Raw genomic sequence first — 18,429 nt, 5'->3', positions numbered from 1 at the left:
CGCCCACTCCTCGCGTCGGTGATCAAAACCGTAGGAGGGCCGGATCCCGTCGAGAACTGGCTGGAATGCCATGTTCCAACGGATTCTCGCCAGCTACGGTGGTGGACGTGCACGAGGTGGCGGTGGTGGCGATGGACAGCGTGGTCCCGTTCGACTTCGCGACGGGGGTCGACGCGTTCAACTGGGTCGGGCGGTACCGGGTGCGCGTCTGCGGTCCGAAGAGGACGGTCGACGCGGGCTGCTTCGAGATCAAGGTGCCGCACGGCCTGGAGTTGCTGTCCGAAGTGGACACGATCGTGCTGCCGGGCCACGACCCTGCGATGGTCGTGCCGCGGCCGCTGGTCGAGGCGCTGAGGAAGGCCGCGGCACGGGGCGCCCGGATCGCGTCGATCTGCACGGGCGCGTTCGTGTTCGCGGAGACCGGGTTGCTGGACGGGCTCCGCGTGACCACGCACTGGCTCGGCGCCGAGGAGCTGGCCGCGCGGTTCCCCGCGCTGGAGGTCGATCCGGACGTGCTCTACGTCGACAACGGCCAGTTCCTCACGTCCGCCGGTGCCGCGGCGGGGCTGGACCTGTGCCTGCACATGATCCGGCGCGACCACGGCTCGGCGGTGGCGGCCGACGCGGCGCGGTTCGCCGTGATGCCGCTGGAACGGGAGGGCGGGCAGGCGCAGTTCATCGTGACGCCACCCGTGGCGCCCCAGGGCGCGGAGCTCGAACCGCTGCTGCTGTGGATGGAGAGCAACGCGGCACGCGACCTGGCGTTGGAAGACCTGGCGCGGCAGGCGGGGATGAGCACGCGCACGCTGAACCGCAGGTTCCGCGAGCAGACCGGCACGACGCCGTTGCAGTGGCTGCACCGGGCACGGGTCCGCCAGGCGCAGCACCTGCTGGAGACGACGAAGGACCCGGTCGAGCTGATCGCGAGCAGGGTGGGATTCGGCTCGGCCACGGCGTTCCGCGACAGGTTCAAGCGGATCGCCGGCACCTCACCGCAGAGCTACCGCGCGGCTTTCCAGCGGAGTTAGGGCTGGGAGTGCTCGTGCAGCAGCAGGAGCGTGTACGCGGCGATCGACTGGGCGTCGGTGATCTCGCCCTTGGAGATCATCGCCTCGAACTCGGCGCGCGGGAACCACCGCGACCGCATGTCCTGCTCCTCGTGCTCCCGCTCGTGGAAGCCCTCCGTGAGCTGGGTCGCGAGGAACACCCGGCCGCGTTGCGACGACATGCCCGGCGCCACGTCGAGCAGGCCGAGCTCGATCATCTTCCCGGCCCGCAGCCCGGTCTCCTCGCGCAACTCGCGGGCGGCGAGCTGCAACGGGTCCGAGTCGGCGCGGTCCGGCGCGGTGCCCTGCGGGAACTCCCAGCGGCGCAGGCCGATCGGGTAGCGGAACTGCTCGACGAGCCGCACGCGTTCGCCGTCGAGCGGGATGACCAGCGCGAAGTCGGGCTTGTCGACCACGCCGTAGATGCCGCTCGATCCGTCCGCGCGCTGGATCTCGTCCTCGCGAACGGTCATCCACGGGTTTGCGTACACCTGACGGGTGCCGAGGCTTTCCACGCCACGGACCGTACCTAACGTCCGGATGCTGGACGCACCCCGTAGCCTGTCGCGGTGCGTCTCGTCATCGCTCGCTGCAAGGTCGACTACGTAGGCCGACTCACCGCCCATCTGCCGATGGCCCAGCGCTTGCTGCTCATCAAGGCCGACGGCTCGGTGTCGATCCACTCCGACGACCGCGCGTACAAGCCGTTGAACTGGATGAGCCCGCCCTGCTGGCTGATCGAGGACCCGGACATCTGGACGGTGCAGAACAAGGCGGGGGAGAAGCTGATCATCACCCTCGAAGAGGTCCTGCACGACTCCAAGCACGAGCTGGGCCCCGAACCGGGCCTGCAGAAGGACGGCGTCGAGGCCGACCTGCAGAAGCTCCTGGCCGAGCACGTCACCACCCTGGGCGACGGCTGGACCCTGGTGCGCCGCGAGTTCCCGACGCCGATCGGCCCGGTGGACCTGATGTGCCGCGACTCCGCGGGCGGCTCGGTCGCCGTGGAGATCAAGCGGCGCGGGGAGATCGACGGCGTCGAGCAGCTGACCCGGTACCTGGAGCTGCTGAACCGCGACCCGCTGCTGGCGCCGGTGCAGGGCGTGTTCGCGGCGCAGCAAATCAAGCCGCAGGCCCGCACGCTGGCGGAGGACCGCGGGATCCGGTGTGTGGTGCTGGACTACGACGCGTTGCGCGGGATCGAGCCGGACGAGTTCCGGCTGTTCTAGTCGAGGTCGCGGTAGTGGGGGAGGTGGACGAACTCGACCGCCTCCTTGAGTCCGCAGCCCAGTGCTGTACGGATCTGTTCGATCACCGCGACGGTGGTCTGCCTCGCCTCCATCGCTGGGCGGAGTTCGTCGCGGACGGACTGCGGCAGTGCGCGCCAGGTCCGCAGGATCCGGCACCAGGAGCAGGGTTCGCCGGACGTGCTGGCTTCGCCGCAGTCCGGGCAGGCGAGCTCGACGCCCGCGCGTTCCGCGGGCAGGCCGTCGACGAACTCGCGCGCGGCGGGACGGTGCTCGGTCACGTGATCAGTGTTGGGCCCGAGCGTGCTTCAGCGCACCCTTATTTCCCCACCTCCCGGCTTCAGTGAGCGACCCGGGTCACCTCGTGGTTTGGTGATCATCAACACGGGGTAAGACCCGCTGCACCTGGAGTAATGTCCTCTCCTGGTCTTTTCTGTTCGACTTTGTTCGAAGTTTGGGAGGTGGACGGTGTCGATCTTGGCCGAGGCGGACCTGCGGCTCGACGCGGGACCGATCGACTACGCGTTGCTCATCATCTACTTCGTGGTGGTTCTCGGCATCGGTGTGATGGCGCGACGATCCGTCTCCTCCAGCCTCGACTTCCTGCTGTCCGGGCGGTCGCTGCCGGCGTGGGTCACCGGTCTCGCGTTCATCTCCGCGAACCTCGGCGCGCTCGAACTGATGGGCATGACGGCCAACGGCGCGCAGTACGGACTGGCGACCGTGCACTACTACTGGATCGGCGCCATCCCCGCGATGGTGTTCCTCGGTCTGGTGATGATGCCGTTCTACTACGGCTCCAAGGTGCGCAGCGTTCCCGAGTTCATGCGCCGCCGGTTCGGCAAACCCGCCCACCTCGTCAACGCCATCAGCTTCGCCGTCGCGCAGATCCTGATCGCGGGCATCAACCTGTTCGCGCTCGCGGTGATCATCGACGCGCTGCTCGGGTGGCCGTTGCCGGTGTCGATCTGCGTCGCGGCCCTCGTGGTGCTCGCGTACACGACGCTCGGCGGTCTGTCCGCCGCCATCTACAACGAGGTGCTGCAGTTCTTCGTCATCGTGGCCGCGCTGGCGCCGCTGACGATCGTCGGCCTGATCAAGGTCGGCGGCTGGCAGGGCATCGTCGAGAAGGTCACCGACCAGGAGCAGCTGTCGGCCTGGCCCGCCACGGAGCTCACCGGCATCAACAGTCCGGTGTGGAGCGTCGTCGGCCTGGTGTTCGGTCTCGGGTTCGTGCTGTCGTTCGGTTACTGGACGACGAACTTCGCCGAGGTGCAGCGCGCGATGAGCGCCAAGTCGATGTCGGCGGCCAAGCGCACGCCGATCATCGGCGCGTACCCGAAGGCGTTGATCCCGGCGATCATCATCATCCCCGGCATCATCGCCGCGCTGATCGTGCCGGAGATGGCCCAGCTCAAGTCCGGTGACACGAGCGGTGGCGTGGCCTACAACGACGTGCTGCCGTTGTTGATGCGCGATCTGCTGCCCAACGGCATCCTCGGCATCGCGATCACCGGTCTGCTGGCGAGCTTCATGGCCGGTGTGGCGGCGAACGTCAGCTCGTTCAACACCGTCTTCACGTACGACCTGTGGCAGGACTACGTCAAGAAGGACCGGCCGGACGAGTACTACCTGCGCGTCGGACGTCTCGCCACGGTCGGTGCGTGCGTGCTCGCGATCGGCACGGCGTTCATCGCCGCGGCGCTCGGCGGGTCCAACATCATGGACTACATCCAGGCGCTGTTCTCGTTCTTCAACGCGCCGCTGTTCGCGACGTTCATCCTCGGCATGTTCTGGAAGCGGATGACGCCGACCGCCGGCTGGGTCGGTCTGCTCGCGGGTACGTTCACCGCGATCTTCATCTACGCGATCTCGGAGCCGTCGTTCGGCATCGAGCTGCTGGAGCTGCCGGGCCAGGGCGCGAGCTTCCTCGGCGCGGGTCTCGCGTTCGTGGTCGACATCGTCGTGAGCGTCGCGGTCAGCCTCGTCACGAGGCCGAAGCCGGACAGCGAGCTCGGTGGGCTGGTCTACAGCCTCACGCCCAAGGCGGACAGGGCGCACGGCACCACCGGTGAGGACGCGGGCTGGTACCGCTCGCCCGCACTGCTCGGTGGCGGCGTATTGGCCCTGACCACCGTTCTCTACTTCATCTTCGGCTGAGGGAGGCTGCCATGAGGTTGTTCGACCTGCGACTGATCATCGCTTTCCTCTTCGGCCTGTACGGCGTTGTACTGGTCGTCATCGGGCTCGGGTTCACGTCCGACGACGACCTGAAGAAGGCCGAAGGGGTCAACATCAACCTGTGGGCGGGCATCGCCATGGCGGTGCTGGCGGCGGTGTTCGCCGCCTGGGCGACGCTGCGGCCTCAGTTCGCGGACACGGACAAGCAGCCGCTCAAGGAGCTATGACTGGGGACGACCAGGGTAAACAGGGTTGAAGGCCTCGATCGTCCACGCGTCGAGCCAGGTGATTGCGCGGCGAATTCGGTTTCGCACGTCTCTCCTTTGGTCGGGGTCTTCACCTTGTACATCGCGTTGATCTTCTGAATCGTTCCCGTAGCTCTGGGTGACATGGGCCACGGGGCAAGGTCGGGGTACCGCCCACGAACGCACGCAAAGGTCGCTACCGTGCACGTCGTGCCTCGTTTTCGTGCCACCGCCGTGGTCGCCGCCGCTGCGTTGCTGATGGCCGGCTGCGCCACCGGGCCGGGTCTTGCCAAGACCAACTCGCCGCGCCGCACCGTGCAGGCGGGTGCGGACGCGAACTCGCCCGACCCGTCGACCACGAAGTCGGCGCAGGCGGGCAAGCCGGTCGACCCGGCGTTCGCCGCGGAACGGCTGCGGCTGATCAACCCGTGCGCGTTGATCGACAAGGACGTGCTGCAGGCGGTCGGCACGCCGTCGAAGTACACGAGCAGCTCCTACACGCGCTGCTCCAACTACATGAAGGACAAGGGCGGCAAGACCCTCAACATCACGCTGGACATCGGCTACTCGCTGACGTCCACCGAGGTGAAGAACGCGACGAAGCAGATCGCGGGCCTCAAAAGCGGTGAGCAGAAGCTCAGCAACACGTCGTGCTTCATCTCGGCCGTGACGCAGGAGAGCCCCGCACAGGCCGTGCGCGTCCAGGTGAGCACCGGCACCGGTGGCACCGAGGCGTGCGAGCCGGGCCGCACGGTGCTCGAGGGCGCGGTGCGCAAGCTCCGGGGCAACCCGCAGAAGTACAGCCCGCCGAAGGGGTCGCCGGTCGAGGTCGACCCGTGCACCATCGTCGACAAGGCCACTCTCGCGCCCGTGCTCGGCGCCTCGCCCCGTGCGTTGCCGTTCGGGCTGCACCAGTGCTCGTGGACGGGGCAGAGCGCGCAGATGCAGATCGAGTTCAAGACGGCGCGCATCCCGGCCGACGGCAAGTTCGACTCGAAGTCCGTCGAGGCCGATCTCGGCGGCGGGGTGAAGGGCTACCAGGCGTTCAAGGACGGCTCGTTCCCGACCTGCGAACTGGTGCTGGTCCGGACGAAGGACCAGAGCAACGCGGGTGAGATCGTGGAGTTCATCGTCGCGGCCTCGAAGGAGAAGGAACTGGACCGGTGCCAGGCGGCGCAGGCGTTCGCCAAGGCGGTCCTCCCCTCTCTGCCCCAAGCCTGACGGCTCCCGCGGGGGCTGAAAGTTCTTCGAGTACGCGTTAGTGTCGAGGTTACTGACGAGTACACCGGGAGGGTCCATGACGCAGACCGCTTCGAACAGCGCGCTGTCGGCTGATGGCGAGCAGCGGCGGTTCGCATCACTGGACCCGCGCACGGGTGAGGTCGTCGCGCACCACCCGGTCCACACCGCCGCCGAGGTCGAGGACGCGGTGGCGTCCGCGCGCGAGGCCGCGGCGTGGTGGGCAGGGCTCGGGTTCGAGGGCCGCCGGACGAAGCTCGACGCGTGGCGCAAGATCCTCTCGCAGCGCACGGACGAGTTCATCGCGCTGATCAGCTCGGAGACGGGCAAACCCGCGGACGACTCCCGCGTCGAGGTCGCGCTCGTGATGGACCACCTGCACTGGGCCTCGCGGAACGCGAGCCGGGTGCTCGGCAGGCGCCGGGTGTCGTCGGGCATGTTGATGTTCAACCACAGCGCGTCGCTCGAGTACCGGCCGTTGGGCGTCATCGGCGTCATCGGGCCGTGGAACTACCCCGCGCACACGCCGATGGGGTCGATCTCGTACGCGCTGGCGGCGGGCAACGCCGTCGTGTTCAAGCCTTCGGAGTTCACGCCCGGTGTCGGCACGTTCCTCGCGTCGACGTTCACCGAGGCGGTGCCGGAGCACTCGGTGTTCCAGGTGGTCACGGGCTTCGGTGAGACGGGCGCGGCGCTCGTCTCGGCGGGCGTCGACAAGATCGCGTTCACCGGCTCCACCCGCACGGGCAAGAAGGTCATGGCCGCCGCCGCCACCTCGCTGACGCCGGTGCTGGTCGAGTGCGGTGGCAAGGACGCGCTGATCGTCGACTCGGACGCCGACCTGAACGCCGCCGCCGAGGCCGCGATCTGGGGCGCGGTGTCGAACGCCGGCCAGACGTGCGCGGGCGTGGAGCGGATCTACGTGGCCGAGGACGTCGCCGACGCGTTCATAGAGATCGTGGTGAAGCGGGCGAAGAAGCTCAAGCCGGGCGGTGAGCCGAACGCGAACCTCGGGCCGATCACCATGCCGTCGCAGGTCGAGATCATCCGCGAGCACGTGCAGGACGCGCTGGACCGCGGCGGCAAGGCGCTGGTGGGCGGGCCGGAGTCGATCAGGCCGCCGTACGTCGAGCCGGTGGTGCTGACGGACGTGCCGGAGGACTCGCTGGCGGTCACGGAGGAGACCTTCGGGCCGACCGTGGTGATCAACCGGGTGCCGAACGCGCTCGAGGGCGTGCGGCTCGCGAACCGGTCCAAGTACGGGCTGGGCGCGGCCGTGTTCTCGAAGTCGCGCGGCGAGGAACTGGCCGCCGAGCTGCGGGTCGGGATGGTGTCGGTCAACTCGGTGCTGACCTACGCGGCGGTGCCGGGGCTGCCGTTCGGCGGCGTCGGCGACTCCGGCTTCGGGCGCATCCACGGCGAGGACGGGCTGCGCGAGTTCGCCTACGCCAAGGCCGTGACGAAGCTGAAGTTCAAGTCGCTGATCGACATGGCGACGTTCGACAGGTCTTCCATGGCGGGCAAGCAGATGCTGCGCCTCGCGCGGATGCTCTTCGGTCGCTGAAGAGCATCCGCTCCAGGGGTTCTCAGGCGCCGAGCTGCGTCTTCATGTCGTCGAGGACCACGTTCGCCGCGAGCACGCCGAGGCCGAGGAAGTAGGTCTCGTCGAGGACCGGCTTGGCCTTGCCCGCCTTCACGGCGTTCAGGCCGGTCCACAACGGACCGCCGAGCACCGACGCCTGCGCGGTCTTGGCCGGGTCGCCGTAGGTGGAGTAGAGGATGAAGTCGCCGTCGGCCTTGCCGATCTGCTCCGCGCTGACCTCGGCGGCCAGGTCGTCCACCTGGGACGGGCTCGGCTGGCCGATCTTCGCGTCGACCAGGATCGTGCCGATGAACGACTTCTTGGCGTAGAGGCGGATGCGGCCGGGCATGAAGCGCAGCGCCGTGACCGCAGGGCGCACGCCGAGCTTCTTCTCGATCGCGTTGCCGGTCTCGGTGGCCTTGTTCGTGTAGTCCTCGAGCATCTTCGCGGCGTCGGCCTGGCGGTCGAGCGCGGCGGCGTTGAGGAGGAAGTTCTCCTTCCACACGTAGCCGGGGCGCACGGAGAAGACCGTCGGGGCGATCGCCGCGAGCTTCGGGTAGAGGGCCTCCGCGCGCAGCTGCGAGCCCAGGATGAGGTCCGGGTTCAGCTTCGTGATCGCCTCGAGGTTGAGGTTGTTGGTGGTGCCGACGTTCTCCGGCGTGCCGCCCTTCTCGCCGATGTAGGACGGCATGGTGGGGGAGCCGTCGGTGTAGGCGATGCCGACGGGCTTGATGCCGAGCGCCACGACGTTGTCGAGCTCGCCGGTGTCGAGCACGATCACCCGTTCGGGTTTCTTCTCGAGCTTGGTCTCGCCCATCGCGTGCTTGATCGTGCGGGGGAACTCGCCGGGCTTCTGCGTCGTGCCGAAGCCGTTGCTCAGTTCGGTCGCCTTGCCGAAGTCCTCGCCGCCCTGGGCGACGGTCGGCTTGTCCGGCGCGCTGGAACAGGCGGTCAGGGCCAGTGCGACTGCGACGAGCAGCGCTGCTCTCTTCGACACGACGTTGTTCCTCCGCTACGGAAAGTGATGTTGACCAGCATTTATTAGGGCAGGCTAACGGTAGCGGGGACCTTTGCCGGTTCCGAGTGTCAGACCCCCGGAGTAAGAAGGAACACGGTCACCGCCGATCGGAAGGGCTGTTCGATGAAGAAGATCATCAATGATCCGGAAACCGTGGTGCAGGACGCGCTCCGGGGCATGCAGGCAGCCCATCCCGATCTGCTCGCCGTGCACCCGGATCCGGCGGTCGTCGTGCGCGCCGGTGGTCCTGTGCGGAGCAAGGTCGCGATCATCTCGGGCGGGGGTTCGGGCCACGAACCGCTGCACGGCGGGTTCGTCGGGCGCGGCATGCTCGACGCGGCCTGTCCGGGGCCCGTGTTCACGTCGCCGACCTCGGACCAGGTGGTCGACGCCATCGCCCGCACCGACGGTGGCGCGGGGGCGTTGCTGGTCGTGAAGAACTACACGGGCGACGTGCTGAACTTCGAGATGGCCGCCGAGCTCGCGGAGTCGGAGGTCAGATCGGTCGTGATCGACGACGACGTGGCGGTGAAGGACTCGCTGTACACGGCCGGCCGCCGCGGCGTCGGCGGCACGGTGCTGCTGGAGAAGATCGTGGGCGCGGCGGCGGAGCGCGGCGACGACCTGGCGGCGTGCGAGGCGCTGGCGTTGCGGGTGATCGCGTCGGTGCGGTCGATGGGTCTGGCGCTGACCTCGTGCGTGGTGCCGCACGTGGGGTCGCCGTCGTTCGAGCTGGCGGACGACGAGATGGAGGTCGGCATCGGCATCCACGGCGAGCCCGGCCGGCAGAAGGTGAAGGCGGGGACGGCGTCCGAGATGGTGTCGGCGTTGCTGGAGCCGATCCTGGACGACCTGCCGTTCGCGTCGGGCGACCGGGTGCTGCTGTTCACGAACGGGATGGGCGGCACACCGCTGCTTGAGCTGTACTTGGCGCACGGCATCGCGGAACAGCTGCTGGCGGATCGGGGGATCACGGTGGAACGCAGGTTGGTGGGCCCGTACATCACGAGCCTGGAGATGCAGGGCATGAGCCTCTCGCTGCTGCGCCTGGACGACGAGATGGTCGAACTGTGGGACGCGCCGGTCCACACGCCCGCACTGCGGTGGGGAGTCTGACGTGGGGTGCACGGCAGCGGACGTCGTGGCGGCGGTGCGAGCCGCCGCGGCCGTCGTCCAGGAGCACCGCGACGAACTGGTGCGCCTGGACCAGGCGATCGGCGACGCCGACCACGGCGAGAACATGAAGCGCGGCTTCACCGCCGTGGTGTCCCGTCTGGACGCCGAACCACCCGACACCCCGGCCAAGGTGCTGAAGCTCGTGGCCACCACGCTCATCTCGACGGTGGGCGGCGCCGCGGGCCCGTTGTACGGCACCGCCTTCCTCCGCGCGTCGTCCGCACTGGGCGACGCCGCGGAACTCGACAGCGCCCTGGTCGCCCGAGCCCTGCAAGCGGCACTCGACGGCGTGATAGCGCGCGGCAAGGCCGCAGTGGGCGACAAGACGATGGTCGACGCCCTGACCCCGGCCGTCACGGCAGCCGCCTCCGCCGACGGCTCAGTGGCGGCAACACTGTCCGCCGCAGCCGACGCGGCAGCGGAAGGCGCGTCGTCCACGGTGCCGATGGTCGCGCGCAAGGGCCGGGCCTCCTACCTGGGCGAGCGCAGCGCGGGCCACATGGACCCAGGTGCCCGCTCGACGGCGCTGCTCCTGCGCGCCCTCGCCGACACGGCGGCCAAGGCATGACGGACACGACCCGAGTGGGCCTGGTGGTCGTCTCGCACAGCGACATGCTGGCCAACGGCGTAGCGGAACTGGCAGCCCAGATGGCCCCGGACGTCACCGTGCAACCAGTCGGCGGCACCGAAGAAGGCGGCCTCGGCACCGACTACGGCGCAGTGGTCGAAGCCCTGGCAGACGCGGATTCCGGCGCGGGCGTGGTGGTGCTCTACGACCTGGGCAGCGCCAAGATGACGGCCGAGATGGCCGTGGAATCGGCAGACGACCCGTCCCGCTACGCGGTGGTGGACGCCCCACTGGTGGAAGGCGCGGTGGCCGCAGCCGTAGCCGCACAGGGGGGCGCCTCCCTGGCAGACGTGGCAGCGACAGCAGAAGGCGCCTCGAGCGAAACCCCGGCCGCCACCCCCAACCGCCCCGCCCTGCACCTCGTGCAGGGCGCGGTGTCAGCAGAGGTGCAGCTGACCAACGAGGTGGGCCTACACGCCCGCCCAGCCGCACTGCTGGCCCGAACCGTGGCGGAGCTGGACGCCGACGTGACCGTCCGCTACGGCACAGAGGAGGCGAACGCGGCCAGCGTCCTGGCCCTCATGGGCCTCAGCGCACCGGGCGGCAAGTCGATCACCGTCGTGGCCACGGGCAAGGACGCCGAGGAGGCGGTGCGCCGGATCGAGGAACTGGCCGAGCGCGGCTTCGACGACTAGCTCGTGTCGGGTTGTCGGGTTGTCCACAGGTTGCGGGCGCCCTGAGCAGGGAAAATGCTCGGCGCGCGAACCTGTGGACAACGGGGAACCGAAGTCGCTTTTCAATCGTTGCGTGACAAGGAAGCGCGCGGGGCAGCAGCGGCTCTCCGCCTCGCGACCGTGCTGCTCGACCGGCTCGTGCCGACTGCTTCGGCGGGCTTGTGCCGGCGCTCCGCCGGGTACGTGCCGCGCTTCAGACCGACTGCTCCGCCCTCGGCCCGCTGACCTTCACCCGCGCTGTGCCTGGCTTCGCCACCACCCGCTCGGACGCGCGTGCGCCGCGACCTCGTCCAGGCTCTGAGCCTCGCGTCGGCCGCCACCCGTGCCTGGCCACCGCCTGTTTCCTGACCGCCACAGGTGTCCGCCCGCCACGCCCGACCGCCTGGCCCAGTCCGACCGCCCGGGCCCAGCCCGCCCGCCACGCCCGACCGGCTCGCCCAGCCCGCTTGACCGCCACAGGCGCCAGCCCGCGCCATGCCGACCGCCTGGCCCGCGCCGCGTGGCCGCCACGGGTGCCAGCCCGCGCCACGCCCGACGGCCTGGGGCCACGCCGCCTGGCCGCCGCTTGCCGCTCGCCACCGCCGTGCGCGTGGGCGCAACCGCGCACTCGGCGACCTCTCACACGGCCGCCACCAGAGCCCGGTCATCACGACCCACCGGGGGCAGCACCCCGCCGCCAGTCGCCCGCCATCCCTGTCAGTTCGCTGCCTCCTCGCTCCGGTCGCCTCCACCGCCGCAGCCGAGCGGCCACCCTGGCGGCCGATCCCCGGCGGCGGACCCCCGGCGGGCGACGCTCAGCCGCCGACCCAGCCGTCGTCGCCCCCGCCGACCCAGCCGTCGTCACCCCGCCGTCGCCACCCCAGCCGCCACCACCCCACAGCCGCCACCACCCCACAGCCGCCACCCGCGTCCCCGCCCTCAGATGGCGGAACCCACCGTTCCCCCACACGGGTTCAACAGCCGAAACGCCCCGCCCCACCACCCCCTGCACCGATCACTGTTTCGATCCTGATGGCGAAGCTCACCCCGCCCACCAGCGCCGGGAGTGGCATAGTCGCCCGCAAGTTACTCCTTGGTAGCCCACGCTTTACCCCGCATGGGAGGTCTGCAGTGGCGCGCGAAATCAGCACCGTCGGAGTCGTCGGCTTCGGAACCATGGGCGCGGGCATCGTGGAGGTACTCGCGCGCACCGGGCTCGTGGTCAAGGTGGTGGAGGTCGACGCGGCCGGGGTCGAGCGCGGCCTCGGGCACCTCGAGCACTCGACCGCGCGGGCCGTGCGGCGCGGCAAGTTGACCGCGGAGGAGAGCGCGGCGCTGCACGCGAGGGTCAGCACGAGTCTTGACCTCCACACCCTCGCGGACTGCGATCTCGTCATCGAGGCGGTGCCGGAGAGCGTCGAGCTCAAGGCTGGGATCTTCCAGCGGCTCGACGACATCGTGAAGCCCGACGCGATCATCGCGTCCAACACGTCGTCGCTGTCGATCACCGAGATCGGCGTGCACACGAAGCGGCCCGGCAAGGTCGTCGGACTGCACTTCTTCAACCCCACGCAGGTCCTCAAGCTGGTCGAGGTCGTGCGGACGGTCGTCACGGAGCCGGACGTGATCACCGACGTGGTCGCGTTCGCCGAACGGCTCGGCAAGTCGCCCGTGGTGATCGGGGACCGGGCCGGGTTCATCGCCAACGCGCTTCTCTTCCCGTACCTCAACCATGCGGTGAAGATGCTGGAGTCCAAGTACGCGACGCGTGAGGACCTCGACGCGGCCATGCGGTACGGGTGTGGCTATCCGATGGGGCCGTTGGCGCTGCTTGACCTCATCGGTCTCGACACGGCGTACGAGATCCTCGACACGATGTACCACCAGTCGCGCAACCGGTTGCATTCGCCGGCGCCGCTGCTCAAGCAGATGATCACCGCCGGGTTGCTCGGCAGGAAGTCCGGGCGGGGTTTCTACACCTACGACGGGCCCGATTCGCCTGTCGTGGTCGACGACGTGCACACGCCGTCCGAAGTGGACAGTGCGGTGCAGGCGCGGGAGGTCCAGCGGGTCGGTGTCATCGGCACCGGGACGATGGCCACGGGCATCGCCGAGGTGTTCGCCAAGCGCGGGTACGACGTGGTGTTGCGCGCTCGTGGTCTCGACAAGGCGGAGAAGGCGATCGGCGCGGTGCGCAAGTCGCTGGAGCGCGCGGTCAGCAAGGGCAAGCTCTCGGAGGCCGACCGCGACGCGGCGCTGAACCGCATCTCGCCCGCCGTCGAGTTCGTGGACCTGGCGGACTGCGACCTGGTCGTGGAGGCGGTGGCCGAGGAGATCGGGATCAAGAAGGAGGTCTTCGCGGCGCTCGACGAGGTGTGCAAGCCCGGCGCCGTGCTCGCGACGACCACGTCCTCGCTGCCCGTCATCGAGGTCGCGGCGGCCACGAGCAGGCCTGCGGACGTCGTGGGGCTGCACTTCTTCAACCCCGCGCAGGTCATGAAGCTCGTCGAGGTCGTCGAGACCATCGCGACGGGTGCCGACGTGGTCGCGACGGCCCGCAAGATCTGCCTCGACCTCGGCAAGCACCCCGTGCACTGCGGTGACGTGGCCGGGTTCATCGTGAACGCGCTGCTCTTCCCGTACCTGAACGACGCGGTGCGGATGCTGGAGGCCCACTACGCCGAGGCCGACGACATCGACAACGCCATGAAGGTCGGCTGCGGTCTGCCGATGGGACCGTTCGCGCTGCTCGACGTCGTGGGGCTGGACGTGTCGCTGGCGATCCAGCGGACGCTCTACAACGAGTTCCGCGAGCCCGGGTTCGCGCCGGCGCCGCTGCTGGAGCACCTGGTCACGGCCGGCCGGCTCGGCCGCAAGACCGGCAAGGGGTTCCGCGACTACTCGTGAGCCGCTAACAGGGGCACCATGTCGCGTCTGGCATGGTGGTGGCCATGCGTCGACTGGTGCTCCTGTTGGCTGTCCTCGTCCTCGCGTCCGGCTGTGCGCGGGCGACCGTTGAGGGCAGTCCCGTCGCGCAGAAACCGCTCGACGTCACCTCGCCGTTCGACCAGGAGAGCTCGACCGACCCGAGCACCGACCCCGGCACGGACCCGAGCGAGTCCACCGAGCCGGACACGGCGCCGATCGACGGCGAGATCACTCCCGTGTGCGCCAAGCTGAAGTGGACGGACCTGCCCTACCCCGGTGCCAAGGCCGAGACGCCGCCCACGCAGATCAACTACGACTCGACGTTCGAGGAGTCGTGCCGCTGGACGACGAAGGTCGACGACGTGGAGGTCGGCGTCTCGCTGCGGTACCGCGAGGCCAAGCAGATCACCATCGAGCGCACCACCGGCGAGTGGAACGTCAAGGACCACAAGGTCATGTACCTCGACCGGTCCGACGAGCCGGACGTCGAACCGTCGTGCGTCGTCGCGCTGCCCTACGCCGGCGGCGGGCTCGGGATCATCGTCATCGACTCGAGCGGCAAGTTCGGCACCGTCTGCGACCAGGCCCGCAAGGTCGCCGAGGTGATGGTCGACCGCGAGACGGCCTGACGGCACCTAGCCGCAGCAGCCTCCACCGCAGCACCCGCCACCGCCACCACCGGGCGCGGCCTGCTGCGTGCCGCCGATCCCGGCCATGGACAGCAGCTTCACCGTGTCGGGATGGCCTTCGGGGCACGACGCCGGCGCGGACGACTCGCTCATCGGTCGCTGCACGTCGAAGGTGTCGTCGCAGGTTCGGCAACGGAACTCGTAGGTCGGCACGGACCGATTCTACGAGCGGATTACCGTGTGGCCGTGCCTCGTCGTAACAGCCCCAAGCCGGAAGACCACCGACCACTCGGCGGTGGCGTCGGCTGGGCACGCACCGAGTCGGGTCCGGACGGAGAATGGCTGGTCCGCGCCATTTCGGGAGCACAGGCGCAGAAGACCTACCGCTGCCCCGGCTGCGACCACGAGATCCGCCCCGGCGTCGCGCACGTCGTGGCGTGGCCCGCGCAGGAGACCGGTTCGGTGGAGGAACGCCGGCACTGGCACCAGGCGTGCTGGGACTCGCGCGGCCGGCGTGGGCCGACCGCGCGACGCCGCTAGAGCCCGACCTGCACGCGCCACCGTTCGAGGCGGGCGCGGAACTCGTCCGGCTGCTCGACGGGCGGCAGGTGGCCCGCGTTCTCGATGCGCTCGCTGGTGGAGTGGTGCAGCGTCACGGCGAGCTTCGCGGCCACGTCGGGTGGCGTGAGCTTGTCGTGCTCGCCCACGAGCACCAGCGACGGGACGTCCAGCGACTCCAGGACGTCCGTCGAGTCCGGCCGCTTCGCCATCGCCCGCTGCCACCACGCCACGTCCTCGGCGCGCTGGTCGAGGATCATGGTGCGCACCAACGCCCGTGCGGTGTCCGAGGCGTCCGGGGCGAGCAGGTTCGGCAGCATCGCGTCCGCCAGCCACTCGCCGACGCCCTCGCGTTCGACGCGGTCCGCCATGGCGTGCCGGTTCTCGACCGCCTCCGGTGCGTCCGCGGTGTGCTTCGTGTCGACGAAGACCAAGCCCTTGACGCGTTCCGGCGCACGCCTGAGGAGCGCCATCGCGACGTAACCGCCCATCGAGCAACCGCCGAGCACGACGCTGTCCAGCCCCCGTTCGTCCAGCACGCCGAGGACCTGGGCCGCGACGGTGTCGAGGTCGGGCTCGCCGTGGCCGCGCAACGACGGCGTGAGCGCGCCCGGCACGTCCCACATCCGCGCGTCGAGCGGAAAGGCGTGCAGCAGCACCAGGTCGTCCATCAGCTCTCCCACTCCGGCGCCAGCACCGACCACACCTCGACGTCCTGGCGGACGCCGCGGTGCAGGGAGTACGAGCGCAGCACCCCGTCCCTGCTCATCCCGAGCCGCCGCGCGACCGCGATGCTGGGCGCGTTCGCCGACGACACCAGCCACTCAACCCGATGCACGCCGCGCTCGCGAATCGCCCAGTCGATCAGCACCTTCGCCGCCCGCGTGATCAACCCCCTGCCGGTCGCGGCGGGTTCGAGCCAGCACCCGACCTCGGCGCGCCCCTGCGGGATGTCCATCACGCGGAACAGCACCCCGCCGACGAGCTCGTCGTCGAGCCAGATGCCGAAGATCCGTCCGACGTCGGCTGCCGCTTTGTCCGCGTAGCCCTGCAACAGCTTGCGCGCGCTCTCAAGGTCTTTCGCCGCGTCGGCGAACCCGATGTGCTGCCCGATGAACTCGCGGCCGCGCTCCATGTGCGCGAAGAACTCCTCGGCCTGCCACGGTTCCAACGGCCTGAGCTCGGCGTCCGTGCCGAGCGGTTTCGCGAACATCCTGTTCCCCCAAGATGGTGTGGTGACCACGCGAATCGTATTGGTGCGCCACGCGCAGTCCGTGCCGCCGCGCCTCGGCGTGCCCGACGACGACCGGCGCCCGCTGAGCGCTCTGGGCCTGGAGCAGGCGGAGGCTCTGGTCTCGCGGCTCGTCGCGTACGAGCCTGCGGCGGTGCTGTCGAGTCCGCAGCTGCGCGCGGTGCAGACCGTGCGACCGGCCGCGGACGCGCTGGGGCTCGCCGTGACGACGTGGCCCGAGCTGCGGGAGTGGGAGTCCGGGCTGCTGCCGAGCGCAGACTGGGAGTCGTCGTACGCGCGGAGCTGGGCTCGTCCCGATTCGGCGCACGGGGCGGGGGAGAGCCTCGACGCGTTGACGGTGCGAGCCGGGAAAGCGTTGGCGCGCATGGCTGTGGAGTACCCGGACGCGACCGTGCTGGTGGGGTCGCACGGGACGTTCCTGTCGCGTGCGCTGATCGCGGCCGGGCACCGCGCGGACTGGGAGTCGTGCCGCGCGATGCCGATGCCGGCCGTCTACGAGGTCACGCGCTGACCTGCAGGGTGCTGACCTGCGGCGACGCGGAATTGTCGGTGCCGGCTGGGATAATTGAAATCAGGGGTCCCCCTGGGCGGGGGACCCCTGCGTGAGCCTGCGGCGTCAGGACTTCTTGGCCGGCTGCGGGCGCGTGAGCTTGGCCGTGGGGCCGTCGAGCTGCGCCGCCTGGGGCTGCGCCGGCTTGTTCGGGGTGGCGGGAGCCTGTGGCTTGGCCTGAGCCTGGGCGGCCTGCTGCGCCGGAGCAGGTTGCTGTGCCGGAGTGGCCGCGGGAGCCTGCGGTTGTGCCTGGGGCGAGGCGGCAGGTGCCTGGGGAGCCGGTGCCTGCGGTGCGGCCTGGGCCGGTGCGGCCTTGGCCTGCGCGGGCTGGGGCTGCGCGGGCTGGGGCTGAACCGAAGCGCCCTGCGCCGGAGCACCCTGAACCTGACCGCCCTGCGCCGGAGCACCCTGGGCAGGAGCGCCCTGGGCAGGAGCGCCCTGCGCGGGCCCACCCTGGGTGGGAGCCGACGGCTTCTCCTCCTCCACAGGGTCGAGCAGCGGCACGACCTCCTGCAGCGCCGTCCGCACGTTGTGGAGCTGGTGCGACAGGCGGTTGCGCAGGTTGCGGAGCTGTTCGACGCGCTGGGTGGCGGCGGTGGTGCGGCGGTTGGCCTCCTCGGTGGCCTCGCGCACGCGGCGGTTCGACTCCTCGGTCGCCTCCTGGATGCGGGCGGTGGCCTCGGTGACCGAGTCGTGGCGGCGGCGGTTCGCCTCTTCGGTGGCCTCGCGGATCCGGCGCTCGGCGTCGGCCTTCGAGGCGGCCTGCTCCTGGGCGATGGCCGCGCGGACGCGGGCCGCCTCCTCGGCCGCCTCGCGGACGCGGCGGTCGGCCTCGCCCTTCGAGGTGGCCTCCTGGGTGGCGAGCGTGGCCATGGCCTCGGACCTGCGGGCCGCCATCGCGATCTCGAAGTCCTCTTCGACGGTGATGCGGCGCTGCTCGGACTCGTCGGCGATCTTGCGGGCGGCGGACTCCGCCTCCGAGACGATCTTCTCCGCCTCGTTGCGCGCCGTTTCGAGGACGCCCTTGTGCTCGGCCTCCATCGCGGCGCGGCGTTCGTCCAGCTCGGCGATCAGCTTCTCGTAGCGCTGGCGCAGCACGCCCGCGTCGGCTTCCGCCTTGGCGCGGATGTGCCCGCCCTCGGCCTCGGCGCGCGCCTTGATCTCGTTCGCCTCGTCCTGGGCCAGCCGCAGCATGCGCTGGAGGCGCTCGGAGAGCCCCTCCAGCGTCGTCGGCGGCAGCGACAGGCGCTCCACCTGGTTGCGCAGCTCGGTCATCTCCGAGCGCGCGGCTTCCAGCTGGCGCGCCAGGTCGGACGTCTGGGACACGGCGGCATCGCGGTCCGCGGCCAGCAGCCGCAGGTCCGAGTCGAGGCGTTCGAGATGATCCTCGACCTGGGCGCGGTCATAACCGCGCTTGACGATGTCGAAGCCGGATCCCAGTGGGACGAGGTCACGGTCGTCGGCGAGGCCCATGCCCCTCACGCTACCCGTTCGGGT

20 protein-coding genes are annotated in these 18,429 nt (G+C 70.0%); 13 read left to right on the top strand and 7 right to left on the bottom strand.

Going from position 1 to position 18,429, the window contains the following annotated elements:
* The first annotated feature begins 107 nt into the window (after window positions 1-107).
* Window positions 108-1,028, top strand: a complete 921-nt coding sequence (locus tag BMY74_RS28625; protein WP_089921757.1) for a GlxA family transcriptional regulator — start codon at window positions 108-110, stop codon at window positions 1,026-1,028.
* On the opposite strand, the gene BMY74_RS28620 is transcribed toward BMY74_RS28625, so the two are convergent.
* A complete protein-coding gene (locus tag BMY74_RS28620; RefSeq protein WP_089921564.1) occupies window positions 1,025-1,561 on the bottom strand; it encodes an NUDIX domain-containing protein in 537 nt (178 codons plus the stop codon). The two genes, BMY74_RS28625 and BMY74_RS28620, sit on opposite strands and share 4 nt — an antisense overlap.
* Before the next feature lie 54 nt (window positions 1,562-1,615).
* Between BMY74_RS28620 and nucS the strand changes: the two genes are divergently transcribed.
* The gene (gene nucS, locus BMY74_RS28615; RefSeq protein WP_089921563.1) at window positions 1,616-2,275 is read left to right on the top strand and encodes an endonuclease NucS; all 660 of its coding nucleotides are present in this window, start codon (window positions 1,616-1,618) and stop codon (window positions 2,273-2,275) included.
* On the opposite strand, the gene BMY74_RS28610 is transcribed toward nucS, so the two are convergent.
* The gene (locus BMY74_RS28610; RefSeq protein ID WP_089921562.1) at window positions 2,272-2,574 is read right to left on the bottom strand and encodes a hypothetical protein; all 303 of its coding nucleotides are present in this window, start codon (window positions 2,572-2,574) and stop codon (window positions 2,272-2,274) included. The two genes, nucS and BMY74_RS28610, sit on opposite strands and share 4 nt — an antisense overlap.
* A gap of 187 nt (window positions 2,575-2,761) precedes the next feature.
* Here BMY74_RS28610 and BMY74_RS28605 point away from each other — a divergent pair, with 187 nt between their 5' ends.
* The 4 genes from BMY74_RS28605 (at window position 2,762) to BMY74_RS28590 (ending at window position 7,522) form a co-directional block, all read left to right on the top strand.
* Window positions 2,762-4,453 (top strand): sodium:solute symporter family protein, encoded by a 1,692-nt coding sequence (locus tag BMY74_RS28605; protein ID WP_089921561.1) that lies wholly within the window; start codon window positions 2,762-2,764, stop codon window positions 4,451-4,453.
* Between the two features lie 11 nt (window positions 4,454-4,464).
* A complete protein-coding gene (locus BMY74_RS28600) occupies window positions 4,465-4,701 on the top strand; it encodes a hypothetical protein (RefSeq protein ID WP_089921560.1) in 237 nt (78 codons plus the stop codon).
* A gap of 228 nt (window positions 4,702-4,929) precedes the next feature.
* Complete coding sequence (locus BMY74_RS28595) at window positions 4,930-5,940, top strand: DUF3558 domain-containing protein (protein WP_143091734.1); 1,011 nt, start codon at window positions 4,930-4,932, stop codon at window positions 5,938-5,940.
* A 76-nt stretch (window positions 5,941-6,016) separates the two neighbouring features.
* Complete coding sequence (locus BMY74_RS28590) at window positions 6,017-7,522, top strand: aldehyde dehydrogenase family protein (RefSeq protein WP_177229968.1); 1,506 nt, start codon at window positions 6,017-6,019, stop codon at window positions 7,520-7,522.
* Between the two features lie 22 nt (window positions 7,523-7,544).
* Here BMY74_RS28590 and BMY74_RS28585 read toward each other — a convergent pair whose 3' ends face one another.
* Window positions 7,545-8,537 carry an ABC transporter substrate-binding protein gene (locus BMY74_RS28585; protein WP_089921558.1) on the bottom strand — a complete coding sequence of 331 codons (993 nt, stop codon included), beginning with the start codon at window positions 8,535-8,537 and terminating at the stop codon, window positions 7,545-7,547.
* Window positions 8,538-8,681: 144 nt separating this feature from the next.
* Here BMY74_RS28585 and dhaK point away from each other — a divergent pair, with 144 nt between their 5' ends.
* From dhaK to BMY74_RS28560, 5 genes are all read left to right on the top strand, one after another.
* Complete coding sequence (dhaK, locus tag BMY74_RS28580; protein ID WP_089921557.1) at window positions 8,682-9,674, top strand: dihydroxyacetone kinase subunit DhaK; 993 nt, start codon at window positions 8,682-8,684, stop codon at window positions 9,672-9,674.
* A 1-nt stretch (window position 9,675) separates the two neighbouring features.
* Window positions 9,676-10,302 (top strand): dihydroxyacetone kinase subunit DhaL, encoded by a 627-nt coding sequence (gene dhaL / locus BMY74_RS28575; protein WP_089921556.1) that lies wholly within the window; start codon window positions 9,676-9,678, stop codon window positions 10,300-10,302.
* Window positions 10,299-10,997: a dihydroxyacetone kinase phosphoryl donor subunit DhaM gene (gene dhaM, locus BMY74_RS28570; protein ID WP_089921555.1), complete on the top strand. Its 699-nt coding sequence runs from the start codon at window positions 10,299-10,301 to the stop codon at window positions 10,995-10,997. Before dhaL ends, dhaM begins: the two co-directional genes overlap by 4 nt.
* 1,149 nt (window positions 10,998-12,146) lie before the next feature.
* A complete protein-coding gene (locus BMY74_RS28565) occupies window positions 12,147-13,922 on the top strand; it encodes a 3-hydroxyacyl-CoA dehydrogenase family protein (protein WP_089921554.1) in 1,776 nt (591 codons plus the stop codon).
* Window positions 13,923-13,966: 44 nt separating this feature from the next.
* Window positions 13,967-14,572, top strand: coding sequence for a DUF3558 family protein (locus tag BMY74_RS28560; RefSeq protein ID WP_177229967.1), 606 nt, complete (start codon window positions 13,967-13,969; stop codon window positions 14,570-14,572).
* 6 nt (window positions 14,573-14,578) lie between these two features.
* Here BMY74_RS28560 and BMY74_RS28555 read toward each other — a convergent pair whose 3' ends face one another.
* A complete protein-coding gene (locus BMY74_RS28555) occupies window positions 14,579-14,785 on the bottom strand; it encodes an FmdB family zinc ribbon protein (RefSeq protein ID WP_089921552.1) in 207 nt (68 codons plus the stop codon).
* A 33-nt stretch (window positions 14,786-14,818) separates the two neighbouring features.
* Between BMY74_RS28555 and BMY74_RS28550 the strand changes: the two genes are divergently transcribed.
* Window positions 14,819-15,112, top strand: coding sequence for a hypothetical protein (locus tag BMY74_RS28550; RefSeq protein WP_089921755.1), 294 nt, complete (start codon window positions 14,819-14,821; stop codon window positions 15,110-15,112).
* Here BMY74_RS28550 and BMY74_RS28545 read toward each other — a convergent pair.
* Together BMY74_RS28545 and BMY74_RS28540 are read right to left on the bottom strand one after the other, a co-directional pair.
* A complete protein-coding gene (locus BMY74_RS28545) occupies window positions 15,109-15,801 on the bottom strand; it encodes an alpha/beta fold hydrolase (protein ID WP_089921754.1) in 693 nt (230 codons plus the stop codon). The genes BMY74_RS28550 and BMY74_RS28545 overlap by 4 nt on opposite strands.
* Complete coding sequence (locus BMY74_RS28540) at window positions 15,801-16,343, bottom strand: GNAT family N-acetyltransferase (RefSeq protein ID WP_089921551.1); 543 nt, start codon at window positions 16,341-16,343, stop codon at window positions 15,801-15,803. Before BMY74_RS28540 ends, BMY74_RS28545 begins: the two co-directional genes overlap by 1 nt.
* 22 nt (window positions 16,344-16,365) lie before the next feature.
* Between BMY74_RS28540 and BMY74_RS28535 the strand changes: the two genes are divergently transcribed.
* On the top strand, window positions 16,366-16,893 hold the full coding sequence (locus BMY74_RS28535; RefSeq protein WP_177229966.1) for a histidine phosphatase family protein: 528 nt from the start codon (window positions 16,366-16,368) through the stop codon (window positions 16,891-16,893).
* Between the two features lie 105 nt (window positions 16,894-16,998).
* On the opposite strand, the gene BMY74_RS28530 is transcribed toward BMY74_RS28535, so the two are convergent.
* Window positions 16,999-18,405: a coiled-coil domain-containing protein gene (locus BMY74_RS28530; RefSeq protein WP_089921550.1), complete on the bottom strand. Its 1,407-nt coding sequence runs from the start codon at window positions 18,403-18,405 to the stop codon at window positions 16,999-17,001.
* Window positions 18,406-18,429 lie beyond the last annotated feature (24 nt).

This window comes from Lentzea albida, assembly GCF_900111005.1.
In the GTDB taxonomy this organism is placed as follows: domain Bacteria; phylum Actinomycetota; class Actinomycetes; order Mycobacteriales; family Pseudonocardiaceae; genus Lentzea; species Lentzea albida.
The sequence above is the reverse complement of the archived record's forward strand: the minus strand, read 5'-3'. Positions and strand labels throughout refer to the sequence as shown.